Source organism: Anaerohalosphaera lusitana, from assembly GCF_002007645.1.
Lineage (GTDB): Bacteria > Planctomycetota > Phycisphaerae > Sedimentisphaerales > Anaerohalosphaeraceae > Anaerohalosphaera > Anaerohalosphaera lusitana.
Genome location: NZ_CP019791.1, coordinates 3,144,132 through 3,158,261 on the forward strand (window position 1 = coordinate 3,144,132; position 14,130 = coordinate 3,158,261).

The window sequence follows — 14,130 nt, forward strand, 5'->3', positions numbered from 1 at the left end:
ACGAAAGAGGTTATTATGAATCAGCATGTAAAAGCGACAGATGTAAAAAAGGCCCGCATTCTGCTGGTAGATGACCACCCCATAGTCAGGCAAGGATTAAGTGAACTGATCAACCACGAAGACGACATGGTTGTCTGCGGCCACGCTGAAGAATCCTATGAAGCAATGTCTTTCATCCGAAATGAGACTCTTGACATGGTCATAGTTGACATTTCCCTGCGTGAAACCAGCGGGATGGAACTGATCAAGGACATACGTGCACAGAGACCTCACATGCCTATACTCACACTTTCAATGCATGACGAGTCACTTTACGCTGAGCGTGCGCTGCGGGCAGGAGCGAACGGGTACGTTATGAAACAGGAAGCCACAGACGTATTGGTTGGCGCAATTCGCAAGGTCATGGACGGCGAATTACATCTCAGTGACAATATGGCTGCCAGAATGGTACGCAAGCTAGTCGGCGGTAAAATGAAAGTGGAATCATCCCCGATTGACCGTCTCAGCGATCGGGAACTGGAGGTATTTAGACTAACAGGCCAGGGCCTTGGAACAAGGCACATTGCTGAAAGGCTCCATCTGAGCATAAAAACGATCGAAACCTACAGAGCACACATCAAGGAAAAGCTTAGCTTAGGTGATGCTGCCGAACTTTTGCAGTATGCCATACAGTGGGTAAACAGCGAAGTGATGTCGCAACCGCCTGAAACGCGGACCTGAGCCCGGGGGTAAAGCGTTAATACCAATGGGGGAGACAATTCAAGCAGTACACTCTGTGATAATCATAGACAACTGCACCTTCGACTGACCTTCTTATGCAAATGCTAAACCAAAGTCGCATTGTCTGTGATAACTGTTAAGGGTCTGACCGGAGGGACATTGAGACGGATATCCCGATTTACTGCTGAGCTCCTCATGCTATAATGTTGAGGCAAAAGTCTAAAAAGGAGCTTTGCTTTGTGATGGGCCCATCGCTGAAAATTGTCTTTGTATCGTCATTCAAGCCGCGTAAATGCGGGATAGCCTCCTTTACCAGCGATCTCATATCAAGCACAAAGATGCTTCAGGGTGAACGTTTTTTTCCTGAAGTGATAGCCCTTGAGAGCGATGGTGAGTTCCAATACGATAAGCCCGTAACACTCCGCCTGAGAAAGAATGCGGAGTATCATTATGTATACGCCGCCGATTACGTAAACATGAGTGATGTTGACATGGTATGCATACAGCACGAGTACGGCCTCTTTGGCGGCGAGGCAGGCAGCCATCTTTCGATATTCCTCGAACGTGTAAAAAAACCGGTCATCACTACCCTGCATACCATATTGGACAAGCCCGACGTAAAGCAGTTCGAGCTTCTCAAGGAGATATGCGGCCGATCCGATAAGGTTGTGGTGATGAGTTACAGGGGGGCAACTTTGCTCAAAGAACTGTACCGGGTACCGGCTCGAAAAATAATACATATCCCTCATGGCATACCTGATTTCCCATTTTCCGAAAGCACATCATGGAAGCGTGAATTAAATCTCGGTGACAGGCGTATAATCACGACATTCGGCCTTCTAAGCCCTAACAAAGGCATAGAAATAATGCTGAAAGCACTTACCACCATCATCAAGACCGATCCATCGGTACTTTACATGGTTTTAGGCACCGTACACCCGGAAATAGTGCGAAGAGAAGGTTACACCCTCCAAACCGATCTGGCGAAGAAAGCAAAACAGCTCGGAGTTGCAGGCCATGTAGCCTTTTATAATCGATTCGTAAGTGACCGTGAACTCCTAACCTTTTTGGGTGCTACAGACGTATATGTCAGCCCCTATCTGCATCCTGAGCAGGTTTCCAGCGGAACACTGGCCTTTGCGATAGGTTTTGGCAAAGCCGTGGTGTCTACGCCCTTTTACGCAGCGCAGGAATTGTTGGCCGATGGCAGAGGAAAACTGGTAGATTTCGGCAACAGTGAAGAACTTGCAGATACAGTAATCGATATTATCACCCATCCTGGCAAGTTGTGGGACATGAGAAGGCGTGCCTATGCTTACGGAAGGGAGATGCGATGGTCGAAAGTGAGCCGGGCCTACTGGGATCTGTTTTTGTCATGCCTTGAAAACAGAACCGAATCATACAATATTGTTACGACGGACGAAACCAGGTTGCCTTTTTTGCCCCATAACGCTCGAAACAAGGGACCATAAGAAAAGAAAACAGTTTTCCAAACTAAATAATATTATAGGTGTACATATTGCTTTGAATTTAATAAAATAGATATTGTTTCGAACTGAGAGACCGAAATACCAGGCGGATCGTAGGGATGTGCCGTTGATGACGGCGGAGTTGCGATAAACAGGGGTTGCCGGGAGAATCGGCAATCTAATGCACGCCAAAAAGTGATTATGAATGTGGGAGTTCGAGGATGGTTCGCGAAACGACAATACTTATTGCTGAAGACGATGCAGGCCACTTTCTGCTGGTTAAGAAGAACCTCTGGCAAAGTTGTGTAGCTCAAGACATTCTTCACTTCAAGGACGGACAGGAGGTGCTTAATTTTTTGTTCAAGAGAGGTGATGGACCGGTCAGAGAAGATGGACGCAGTTACCTGCTTCTTCTGGACATAAGAATGCCCAAAGTTGATGGTCGGGAGGTTCTCAGACAGATCAAACAGGATGAAGACCTGCGTGATATGCCTGTGATCATGCTGACCACCACTGATGCACCTGACGAAATAAACCGTTGCTATGAGCTTGGCTGCAGCTTCTACATAATCAAGCCCGTTGATTACAGAGATTTTATGGATTCCGTCTCTAACCTTGGGGCATTTTTATCACTGTCAGGCGTTAAAATTCCCAGCCTTGCCGGATCGGGCGAGCATGAGCATATAGCTTCTGAACATAAGAGTCCTTACTGAAGGTTCGAGGGGAAGAACCAGGAGGCAAGATCATGAACTGCGTTGAATTTCTGGAAAATGCAGGAGCTCACTTCAGCAGATCTGAACGGATTTCTGCCTTCACCTCACAGCAGGCCGTTGCTGAAAAGTGTCAGATTGCCGGCATAGCCAAAGCCGTCGCTCAAGCCTTGAGAATAGATGACGAAATTTTCCTGTTCGTATACCCTGAGGACCATGCAATAGACATGGATTCTGTGCGCGATGAGTTTGGAGCTGAATCTGTACATAGAGTCAACCAACAAGAATTGCTCTCTTTAGAGCATATCAAAAGCTCGTCCCTAACACCTCTGGGCAGCATGTACGGCCTGCTCACATTTGTGGACCGTAAAATAGGAATGCAAGATTATCTGGTTTTCAGCGATCCCGAAACCGGTGTTGATCTATGCATGGAACTGCCAGAATACAGAAGGTTGACCCATCCCAGGATGTTCAGCTTCGCTTACTCCACCCGGTGAAACATTTTCTGTGAGCATAATTCCAGAACTCACGTAGTGATTATGTAAAGCCAGGTTCTTGCCAGACCTGAGCAAGATCAGGAAGCCAGGTACGAATGCCTTTAAGGCTGAGATATGACAATAAGACCTATTGTCCGGCTCTTGATGAGGGTTCAGGCGTGCTCATGAGCCTGGTTTTTATATTTGAACACCAATTATTATCCATTCCCCCTATGCAAAACTGGCAAATACTATGCACTAGGACCGCGTTCACAGATTTACCTATTCGCAAAGAGGCCCTGCCCCGATTGACGTTTGTAGATTGTTTCGTTAGCTTGATACTGTGACGAATTTAGTATTTTGTCAAAGAACTATGTTTTACCTAAGGGGGATCTTCCTATGGGGCATGAACCTACACTCAGCGCAATGAAAGTAGCTATACTTGCAGGAGGCTTGGGTTCCAGATTGGCCGAAGAAACGCATTTGAAACCCAAACCAATGGTCGAAGTTGGCGGCAAGCCGATACTGTGGCACATCATGAGACACTATTCATATTACGGCTTCAGAAAATTTGCAATCGCCTTAGGCTACAAAGGTGACTACATAAAAAAATATATGACAGATTACTGCATGATGCACAGCGACCTGACTGTTGACATGCACAGCGGATCTGTAAAGGTCCACAACGGCGGATCCCTGGACTGGTTAGTTGAACTCGTGGACACCGGACTGCACACCATGACCGGAGGACGGATCAAACGGCTGGAACCTCTGATCGGCAATCAAACATTCATGCTGACCTGGGGAGATGGTGTTTCGGACATCGATCTTCGCAAGCTGCTGGCCTTCCACCGATCGCACGGCAAACTGGCTACTCTCACCGCTGTTCATCCTACCGCCAGGTTCGGCCATTTGGACCTGGATGGTGATTCTGTGGTCGAGTTTTCCGAAAAGCCCCAGACCCGGGAAGGTTGGATAAACGGCGCTTTCTTCGTGCTGGAACCAGAAATATTTGACTACATAGACGGCGACGGCACGCAATGGGAGAAAGAACCATTGGAAAGGTTGGCGATGGACGGCCAGCTCATGGCGTACAAGCACACTTCCTTCTGGCAGTGCATGGATACTCTGAGAGACAAACGCCTGCTTGACTCTCTCTGGGATTCTGGAAAAGCCCCCTGGAAAGTCTGGGAAAGTGGTCCTGCAGCCGAAAGAAGGATTCGCGAAATAAGCGACAACTCTCCAAATCAGCGATCAAAACAAACGTATGAGGTGAAAGTATGAAAGTTTTAGTCACAGGATCTCAAGGATATATCGGAACGGTCCTGACGCCATTACTGAAGGCTCAAGGACATGAGGTTACCGGCCTGGACGTAGATCTTTACGAACAATGCACTTTCGGCACAGATATGCCCGATATACCGTTTATTCACAAGGATGTACGTGATATTGCATTGGACGACCTGCAAGGATATGACGCCGTCATACACCTGGCTGCCTTGTCCAATGATCCGCTGGGCTTTCTGAATCCCGAGCTGACACTGGACATCAATTACAGGGCCTCTGCAAAGCTTGCTGAACTGTCCAAAGCTGCAGGTGTGAAACGTTTCGTTTTTTCTTCGTCCTGTAGCAACTATGGAGCTGGAGGAGAAGATTTCCTTACAGAAGAGTCACCATTCAACCCGGTAACTCCCTACGGCGAATCGAAAGTATTGGCCGAGAAAGCCATTTCCGCCCTTGCTGACGACTCGTTCAGTCCGATCTTCTTGCGCAACGCAACCGCATACGGAGTCTCACCCAGGCTCAGATTCGATCTTGTTCTCAATAATCTTGTTGCCTGGGCCTTCACTACCGGCCTGGTCTATCTGAAAAGCGATGGAACACCCTGGCGCCCCATAGTACATGTGGAGGACATTTCCAGAGCATTCGGGGCGGTCCTGCAGACCCCTCGTTCAGCAATACATAATCAGGCCTTCAATGTCGGCGTCAACTCCGACAATCACCGCATAAAAGACATCGCACTGATCGTATCAGACACTGTCCCCGGCTGTCGCATAAAGATCGCGTCCAATGCATCACCTGACAAAAGATGCTACAGGGTTGATTGCAGCAAGATCCAACGAATCATACCAGAGTTCAAACCGCAATGGGATACAAGAAAAGGTGCCTACGAACTCTTCAGAGCTTACAGAAAGCACGGGCTGAAGCTGGAAGACTTTGAGGGACCGAGATTCCAACGAATAGGCCATATAAGAAAGATGCTTGAAAGAAAGAAACTGAATGACCAGTTACGCTGGCAGACATGTAAGATAACAGATCGCTCTCAAGAGAGCACACAGTCGGTTCCAACGACCTGAACAACTGAATCATCGGAGAGGATAGCCATGCTCACAAAGACAAAGGTAAAGTGCAGATCCTGCGGAGAAGAAAACCTGAATACATTTCTGGATTTAGGCCATACCCCCGTAGCGGACAGGATACTTACGGCGGAACAACTGCAGCAGCCCGAGCCAAGGTACCCGCTCGAAGTAGCTTTTTGCCCGGAATGCTCGCTCGTACAGATCCTCGAAACAGTCGACCCAAAAGAGCTTTTCTGCAACGACTACCCTTACTACTCTTCCGTCTCTGCATATCTCATGGAACATTCGAGAAGGAATGCCGAGGAGTTGATCGAATCCCGTAAGTTAAACGGAGACAGTTTTGTCGTAGAACTCGCCAGCAATGACGGCTATCTTTTGCGAAATTATGTTGAGCATTCAATAGATTGCCTGGGTATTGACCCGGCTGAAGGGCCCGCCCGCGCTGCACAAAAGATCGGCGTCCCAACACTTTGCACATTCTTCACGGAGCAGCTAGCCGAAAGACTGGCCCGCCAGGGCAAAAAGGCTGATGTCATCCACGCCAACAACGTGCTGGCACATGTGGCCGATACTAATGGCTTCGTATCTGGCATACGAACCTTGCTCAAGGACGACGGTGTCGCGGTGATCGAGGTGCCTTATCTACACGACCTGATTCGTAAATGTGAGTTTGACACCATTTACCATCAGCACCTTTGCTACTTCTCCGTACACGCTCTGCGAAAACTCTTCAAGTCACACGGCTTATCACTTAACAGAGCTCGAAAACTTGACATACACGGAGGCTCCTTGCGCCTGTTCGTAGAGCCATTCGAAAAAGTTGATGCCTCCGTAACCGAACTGCTCGACGTGGAACTGCATGAGGGCATTACCAACAGGGAATTCTATCGTGACTTCGGTATTCGAGTCGCCTCTGTAAGAACTTCCCTTATTGATCTGCTGGGAACCTTAAAGAATCAGGGCAAGACCATTGCCGCTTACGGCGCCGCTGCTAAAGGCTGTATGCTTTTAAACTACGTAGGCCTGGACACCTCGATCGTAGATTACATAGTAGACTTGAATCCGCATAAACAAGGTAAATTCATGACAGGCACACATCAGCCCATATCCCCCCCTGCCAGATTGCTGGATGATATGCCCGATCATGTGCTAATCCTGGCCTGGAACTTTGCGGACGAAATAATGGAACAGCAAAAGGAATATCACGACCGGGGCGGCAGATTCATAATACCAATCCCTGAACCGCGAATTGTATAAACTAAGTCATGAAATGTGGAGTAGGAATGAAAACCATCAGTTTGAGATCATCAAAACAGTATGTCAGTCCGCAGAAGCTGGAAGAAGATACCGGCATAAAACTAAGAACATACAACTGCCCATCCTGTGAATCACAAGACGTTCATTGCTTTTATCACGTGCCAGAACTTCCTGTTCACAGTGTGCTGCTTCTAAAAAGTGTTGAGGCCGCAAAAAACTGCATGCGGGGTGATGTTGCCCTGGGCATGTGTCTGCACTGCGGCTTCGTTGCGAACCTTGCTTTCGATGAAAGCCTGATCCATTACGGCACGGACTGCGAAGAAAGTCAGGCTTTTTCGTCGGTCTTCAACGTATTCCACAAGAGACTGGCGGACTACCTGATCAATAAGTACAATTTAAAAAACAAACGAATAATTGAGATCGGGTGCGGCAAAGGCGAATTCCTCACACTTCTTTGTAAACAGGGAGGCAACCAGGGACTGGGATTTGATCCGGCTTATGTGCCGGGCCGAAACGAAGAGGAAAGCACCGTCGATGTAGATTTTGTACAGGATTTCTATTCGTCCGATTATGCCGATGAAAATGCCGACTTCATCTGCTGCAAAATGACTCTCGAACATATAAATGACACAGGCAACTTCATCCAGCAGTTGCGAGACAATATTGGAAACCAGCACGATACAACTGTCTTCTTCCAGGTTCCAAATATAACACGTATCTTCAACGAAATCGCATTCTGGGACGTCTACTACGAGCATTGCTCTTACTTTTCCGATTCCTCACTTTGCAATCTATTTGAAATGTGCGGATTCAAGATTCTCAGAAGCTGGTCCGATTACGGCAGCCAATACCTGATGATCGAAGCCAGGCCTGCCGAAAACAACACATGGCCCGAGGATTGCGTCAAACCCGAAATGCTCGGATTGACCAGACATTTTTCAAGCTCTGTCATGCACGTTCGGGATCGATGGAAGAAATATCTTAATAGAAATCATGAACAAAGGAAACGCACGATCTTATGGGGTTCAGGATCTAAGGCTGTGTCATTTTTGAACAGTTTGCGCATCGGAAAAGAGATAGAATACATAGTCGACATAAATGCATTCCGCCAGAATACCTACAGTGCAGGTACTGCCCAAAAAATAGTCCGCCCCCAGTTCCTAAAGGAATACAAACCAGACGAAGTGGTGATAATGAACCCCATCTACCGTGACGAAATAGGTGGATCGCTCGCTAAAATGGGACTCACGCCGAAAATCAGCACCGTACTACTGCCTGACGTAATGGGCGCATTGTAAGGAGGGATCAAGTGCTAAAAGTTTGCCCGGTTTGCAGGAGCAAAGAAATTGACGAAATAGTTTACATCTCCGCAGTACCTGCTTTGGCAAACGTCTTGTGGAGTGACCAGGAAAGGGCAGTTTCTGCAAAAAAGGGAGACATCTGTTTGGTCATTTGCCGAAACTGCAGCTTTATTTTCAATTCGGCTTATGATCCCGATCTGGTAGATTACGACTGCTGTTATGAAAACTCGCTTCACTGCTCAAACACGTTCAACGGCTACTGTGAGCGCCTGGCGTCCGATCTAAGCCAAAGACTTCACCTCAAAGACAAGACCATCATAGAGATCGGATGCGGCCAGGGACAGTTCCTGTCAATGCTCCAGCATGCTGGCGATAATCTAGCGATTGGATTTGACCCCAGTTACCGCGGTGCAGAGCCTGAGGAACATGATAAGACAAAAATATACACTTGCATCTTTCCTCCAAAACACCCTCTCGAACAAGAGCCGGATTTTCTTTGCTGCAGACATGTTCTTGAGCATATATTCGAACCGGAGGCTTTTGTTGAAGAGGTCACGGCAGCCGCAAAACCGCGTTGTAAACTCTATTTTGAGGTTCCGAACGCAAATTATATGTTGAGACTGCCTGGAATATGGGACCTGCTGTATGAGCACTTTGCCTATTACACCACCACTGCCTTAAAATACCTCTTCCTTTCCGCAGGCTGTGAGAACATTCAGGTGACCGAGCGTTTTTATGATCAATACCTCGGCCTGGAGGCTTACACAGGTAAAAAAAGACTCAGCACCAATTGTCAGCCGCAAACACATCAGATTGTCACCTCAGCTCAAAAGTTTGGGAAAGCATACAAAGAAAAAGTACAAGAATGGGCAAAGTATTTGGACAGTCTCGTATCCAAAGGTGAGAAAGTTATCATCTGGGGAGCCGGCGCTAAGGGCATTATGTTCCTGAACTTTCTTGGCATGGACTATAGAACAGTCCCTTTCATAACAGATATAAATCCAGCCAAACACGGCTGCTTCCTGACCGGTTCAGGTCAAATGGTCATCCCGCCTGAAGAATTGACATCCTACCGCCCGGATAAGGTCATAATCATGAATCCCGCATACAAGAATGAGATCGAGGCCGACTTGCAACGCATGGACCTCCACAAGGCTCAAATACTGATCGCGTGAGCGGATCAAGCGATCTGGGATGAAATGCTGACCTGAAGCAATTTCACGGCCCATGAAAACAGAATTAAGCTGTCGCAACTTTTTCAAGCCAAACCCACAAAAGGTCCGACCATTTTCACATTGACCGGACCTTGTCTTGGATCGCTTTCTGAAACTATACTTTATCACTGAACCGGTGTCACTGTAACATCACCAAACAGCACCTCGGTATGATGCGTCAGCAGGATGAATGAACCGTGTTGAGGAGCCGTAGCAGGTTCAGTCGCTACCATGGTCCAGTGCACAGGCTCTTGTTCATCCGATGGCCATACCTTAAAGCTGTATTCAGTCTCGCTGGTTGCAAGTGTCTTACATCTCATTTTGAATATATACTCTCGATTGTACTCGAGCGGTGCTGCGTCCCCAGTTGCGACTATGTTCCCTTCATGACCAAGTATTTGAAATACACCATCGGTCGGTTCGTCCTCTTGATTCCTGAATTGAAAGCGTGCCAAGGCACCAAGCGGCTTCCAACCAATCCTGGGCTGATCGTGATGTCTCCATTCTACATGCCCAGTCCAGCGCATTACAATGCCAAAAGAAGGCAGACCGCCTGGTTGATTAGGATCATGATTCGAAGAAAGCATTTTGATCGGAACAATAACCTCATAATCCTGCCAGCTCATATCACCCACCGCAATACAACGATCGTATCCCGGAACAATGGATGTAACGCCTTGGTCACTGAGCTCCCACAAGCCATCCGTTACTTGTGCCGCATCGTTAATGCTGCCGGCTTCGGACCAGTCAATACTGTAATTAGCAGGCGGATGCATCTGATCATTGTAGACTACTGTCACAGTATCGCTGGCTCTGCTGCCGTCTGACATAACAGCCGTTAGAGTCACATAGTTGAGGCCGGGTTCGAGAACGGTCAAAGGGATCTCGGCGTTGAAATCACCCTCGCTGGTTAAACGAAGATTATCTTCCGGGCCCAGAGACAACGGCAATTGATATACACCATTTACCGCATAATCGAGTCTTTCAAGGGTCTGCGGCTCAGCAATGCTTCCCAGGATATTAACGAACCTCTGGGGGGTCCCATTCTGCCCGAATTCCTGTCTTTTCCCATACCATACATCTATTGCGTTAGAACCGGGCACAGGATCGAAATATGTCTCAATGAAATGGTCTCCCTCAATTTCAAGCTCCGATGGGTTCATCTGAGATTCCACCGCACCGCGATAACCCACGAAACCCCAGCCTTCGTCCGGGGACGCAGATATTCCTATCGTCTCGCCAATTACAAACTCGCTGCGGTTCGGATCTCGATCGTAATAATCATTCAGCCAGAAAGTAGCGAAACGCTCAAGATCAGCGTAGTCAACCGTATCATCTGAACCTGCGATGTCACACATAAGGCCGTCCCCAACAAGCAGCCATTGAGTCGCCATCGCAGCAAAATCACCGAACGTAACAAAGCAGTCGTTATCAAAATCTCCGGTGTCCGCATAATTATTGTTTTCAATACAGATCGGCGATGCAACGGTCCTTACCTCACCGCTGCCAAATGTCGAAAACCTGACCGTATTTTTGGAAGGATCTCCATCGAATTTTGTTACAGGCGGCACAGTGTTGATAAAGAAATCCGCACTTGCAACAGCAGCCGGTGCCTCACCGTTCAAAGAATGATTACCGCCGAAAACAGCGACTTTGCTCACACTGAACGGAAGCGTCATCTCCCTAAGAGTTGTCCAATTACCACCGTCAAACGAATACTCGAATTGATATGTATCCTGTACTCGCTCAATGGCAAGATAAATATGTCCGTAAGCATCGATTTCGTCATCGGGCCAGTTCTTCTGCGAGCCTGCGACAAAACGGCTTACATACACACCATTTTCTGTATCGCTGGAAAACGCCTCGATTTTTGCGAAATTCAGGTAGTCGTCTTCGGCCATCAAACCCTGAAATCGAGTCCCTGCTCCCCCCTGTGAATTGAATTTCACAACGGCCCTGAAATTGTCTTCCGAAACATTTTGAACCAATCTGGGAGCTTTGGTGCCTCTCGTAGAGATCAAGTGACTTGGACCATACGGCACAGAAATATTTAAATGACCATCTAAAACATCCCACTGACCATCACCGATCGGGTTGACAAATTTCCAAACAGACTCTTCAAATGTATTGCCGTTGAACTGTTCAAGACAGGCATCTTCAGGCACAAAATGTGCAAACACCTTCTCGTCCTCGGTTACGGACATAGAAACCTCTGTCTCGGTCGATTGAACCGATCCGCCCCAATAGGCAAACTTATAGCCATCTGAAGGCACAGCAGTCAACTGCAGCATCTCACCGACCCCATAGGTTGCTTTATTCGGATCCGCCAAAACAGTGCCCTCTCCCTCGGTGATAAGTTGAATGACGCACTGGGTACTTGTAACAAATTGGCCCTGTACCTCAGTTGTATTATCCCTCTTGTCCGTGCAACTGATCATGTAATAATAGCTGGCACCTGGAACCAGATCGGTAAGGACTATGCTATGCACCGATTGAAGCGTGTTCACATTGTATTCGCCAAGCTCATAAGCCTCGGTTTCGCCATATCTAACTAATGTAGTTGCGGGTTCATCTGTCACCCACGACAATTCACATGAGCTGGCCATTGGATAGACAGTTAGTTCACTTATTACCGGCGGCGTAATATCAGGCTCACTCGTGGTGAAAGTGTAACCTGAGTCCACGGTCTCGTTAAGTGCAGCATCGAGGCCGGATATCTGAAAATGATATGTGGTGCTGGGGCTAAGGCCTGTCAGCTCTACGGCATGATAGGTAGTCCATTCATTACCTGCAAACGAACCGACAGCATATTGTTCCGTCAAGCCGTAGTCCAAAACCGTAGTGCAGGGCTCATCTGATGACCAGACAATACTCGCACGATCTTCCTCAACCGTAACACCCGGCGTTCCAAGAATTGGCGGCACATTATCAACTGTATCATCGGTGCTGAAAACCATATCACTAGAATGCGCAGTATTGCCCGCACTATCCGTACATGTTATCAAGCAGTGATATTCGACAAGCTGATCAAGGCCGGATATCTGCATGGAATGCTGGCTCTTCAGCTCGGGATCAAACAAATATCCGATCTCATACTGATCAGTCAACCCATAGTCAATTTGTGATTCCGCAGGCTCATCTGTCGTCCAGCATATCATGGCCTTATCGCCGCCTGTCAGTATCTCAATATCACTGATAACCGGGGGATCAACATCAACCTGCTCACTGATGAAGTGATCAACAATACTTGTAAATGCCGGTGCGTCGTTTGCCCACCCATAGTTGCCAGCTAAGAGCCCAACTTCAGAATTACTTGAGGTCCATGCAAGAGTTTCCAATATGGACCATTGAAAACCATCGAAAGAATAATAGAAACTATACGAATCCTGCCCCCGCTCCATCCGCAGGTAATAAGGAGCGGTGAATTCCACCGTCGACACAGTACGATAAGTGACCATATCGTTTTCAATCTTATTTATAGTCAAATATGACTCCCCACCATGCCGGATTACATCGAACGTAAGATAGTTCTGACTGTCCTGGGAGACCACAAGCCCCTGTAACTGACCATCCGTCTGCAAATCAGAGGCAAATTTGGCACTAACGTCAAAATCTGCATCATTTGTTGGCTGCAACAGCGAAGCGAACCGGCGGGTTCCAATTTCGGCCCACGCATCCTGCTGAGCGGCAATATCAGCTATAGACTCCTCTGAGAGCGGCACATTATATATCTGTACTTCGTCGATCACACCATCAAAATACCGCGAATCAGAAAGATTGATATTCCCGATCACAGTATCCAGCGATGAAGATGTTATCATGCCGCTGTGCGCGTATTCCCCTGCCGGCTGCCCGTCAACATATAACTTTATATTCAAGCCATCATAGGTAAAAGCCAGATGCGTCCATGTGTCCGTCGCAAAAGAAATCGTGCCGTCGACAGATACAGCACCTCCTGTAGTACTTATTCTAACACGAGGAATCAGCCGGCCTCCAGACGGATAAACACCCAAAGAAAAAACATGGTCACCCACCTCGGTCCCTGCCGATTTACAGACAATCCTTGCATCAGAAGCCGAATCAGCATTTATCCAGGCTGACACTGTAATGTAATCCGGATCGAGACTCTGTGAATAAGGTATTTGCACACGATCATCAACGCCGTCGAACTCATAAGCAGATCCGATCACCCCCGAAACGAGCGTAGGCGAAGAGTCAACAGTTACCAAACCATGGTTCTCATACAACGAGCTGTCGAGCACTCCATCGGAGGGATCATCTTCCATCAGCATATAGAGGACACGTTCATAAGGCTCGGCATCAAAACAGCCTGGGTGGCCGTGACTGGGCCCAGCCGGGACCTGGAGAACCAGCGAATTGCCTGTCACAGTCTGTGTCGTATCTAGCATCGGATCATCGTAACGCCAGAAACTCTTGACCTGGTCACTGTCAAAATAGTCCGACTGAGGTGCTCCCCTTAGGAATGGGGCAAATACAAAGATAATAGCTAACACAAAAAGTGATTTGATGGTTCTGTTCAGATACATTTTAGCCCTCATAGAAAAATCCTGTGCGAAAAGATGTTTTTCGTTAGATGCCTCCGAGCCGACAGATAATGCCCCC

Annotated in this window: 10 protein-coding genes; 9 read left to right on the plus strand and 1 reads right to left on the minus strand. The window is 47.7% G+C overall.

Going from position 1 to position 14,130, the window contains the following annotated elements; genetic code table 11:
• The first annotated feature begins 15 nt into the window (after positions 1 to 15).
• The 9 genes from STSP2_RS12635 (at position 16) to STSP2_RS12675 (ending at position 9,468) form a co-directional block, all read left to right on the plus strand.
• On the plus strand, positions 16 to 720 hold the full coding sequence (locus tag STSP2_RS12635) for a response regulator (RefSeq protein ID WP_146663121.1): 705 nt from the start codon (positions 16 to 18) through the stop codon (positions 718 to 720).
• Between the two features lie 242 nt (positions 721 to 962).
• On the plus strand, positions 963 to 2,192 hold the full coding sequence (locus tag STSP2_RS12640) for a glycosyltransferase family 4 protein (RefSeq protein WP_169853200.1): 1,230 nt from the start codon (positions 963 to 965) through the stop codon (positions 2,190 to 2,192).
• A gap of 218 nt (positions 2,193 to 2,410) precedes the next feature.
• Positions 2,411 to 2,902, plus strand: coding sequence for a response regulator (locus STSP2_RS12645; RefSeq protein ID WP_146663123.1), 492 nt, complete (start codon positions 2,411 to 2,413; stop codon positions 2,900 to 2,902).
• Positions 2,903 to 2,934: 32 nt separating this feature from the next.
• A complete protein-coding gene (locus STSP2_RS12650) occupies positions 2,935 to 3,396 on the plus strand; it encodes a YbaK/EbsC family protein (protein WP_146663124.1) in 462 nt (153 codons plus the stop codon).
• A 405-nt stretch (positions 3,397 to 3,801) separates the two neighbouring features.
• Entirely contained in the window at positions 3,802 to 4,659 is an 858-nt protein-coding gene (rfbF, locus tag STSP2_RS12655; protein ID WP_146664069.1) for a glucose-1-phosphate cytidylyltransferase, read from the plus strand.
• Positions 4,656 to 5,732 carry an NAD-dependent epimerase/dehydratase family protein gene (locus STSP2_RS12660; protein ID WP_146663125.1) on the plus strand — a complete coding sequence of 359 codons (1,077 nt, stop codon included), beginning with the start codon at positions 4,656 to 4,658 and terminating at the stop codon, positions 5,730 to 5,732. Before rfbF ends, STSP2_RS12660 begins: the two co-directional genes overlap by 4 nt.
• A gap of 27 nt (positions 5,733 to 5,759) precedes the next feature.
• Positions 5,760 to 6,992: a class I SAM-dependent methyltransferase gene (locus STSP2_RS12665; protein WP_146663126.1), complete on the plus strand. Its 1,233-nt coding sequence runs from the start codon at positions 5,760 to 5,762 to the stop codon at positions 6,990 to 6,992.
• A 26-nt stretch (positions 6,993 to 7,018) separates the two neighbouring features.
• Entirely contained in the window at positions 7,019 to 8,290 is a 1,272-nt protein-coding gene (locus STSP2_RS12670) for a class I SAM-dependent methyltransferase (protein ID WP_146663127.1), read from the plus strand.
• Positions 8,291 to 8,301: 11 nt separating this feature from the next.
• Positions 8,302 to 9,468 carry a class I SAM-dependent methyltransferase gene (locus STSP2_RS12675; RefSeq protein ID WP_146663128.1) on the plus strand — a complete coding sequence of 389 codons (1,167 nt, stop codon included), beginning with the start codon at positions 8,302 to 8,304 and terminating at the stop codon, positions 9,466 to 9,468.
• A 164-nt stretch (positions 9,469 to 9,632) separates the two neighbouring features.
• Here STSP2_RS12675 and STSP2_RS12680 read toward each other — a convergent pair whose 3' ends face one another.
• On the minus strand, positions 9,633 to 14,066 hold the full coding sequence (locus tag STSP2_RS12680) for a LamG-like jellyroll fold domain-containing protein (RefSeq protein ID WP_146663129.1): 4,434 nt from the start codon (positions 14,064 to 14,066) through the stop codon (positions 9,633 to 9,635).
• Positions 14,067 to 14,130 lie beyond the last annotated feature (64 nt).

Coding starts and splice junctions, on each gene's coding strand:
- STSP2_RS12635 (WP_146663121.1), top strand. CDS start 16: ATGAATCAGCATGTAAAAGCGACAGATGTAAAAAAGGCCCGCATTCTG.
- STSP2_RS12640 (WP_169853200.1), top strand. CDS start 963: ATGGGCCCATCGCTGAAAATTGTCTTTGTATCGTCATTCAAGCCGCGT.
- STSP2_RS12645 (WP_146663123.1), top strand. CDS start 2,411: ATGGTTCGCGAAACGACAATACTTATTGCTGAAGACGATGCAGGCCAC.
- STSP2_RS12650 (WP_146663124.1), top strand. CDS start 2,935: ATGAACTGCGTTGAATTTCTGGAAAATGCAGGAGCTCACTTCAGCAGA.
- rfbF (WP_146664069.1), top strand. CDS start 3,802: ATGAAAGTAGCTATACTTGCAGGAGGCTTGGGTTCCAGATTGGCCGAA.
- STSP2_RS12660 (WP_146663125.1), top strand. CDS start 4,656: ATGAAAGTTTTAGTCACAGGATCTCAAGGATATATCGGAACGGTCCTG.
- STSP2_RS12665 (WP_146663126.1), top strand. CDS start 5,760: ATGCTCACAAAGACAAAGGTAAAGTGCAGATCCTGCGGAGAAGAAAAC.
- STSP2_RS12670 (WP_146663127.1), top strand. CDS start 7,019: ATGAAAACCATCAGTTTGAGATCATCAAAACAGTATGTCAGTCCGCAG.
- STSP2_RS12680 (WP_146663129.1), bottom strand. CDS start 14,066: ATGAGGGCTAAAATGTATCTGAACAGAACCATCAAATCACTTTTTGTG.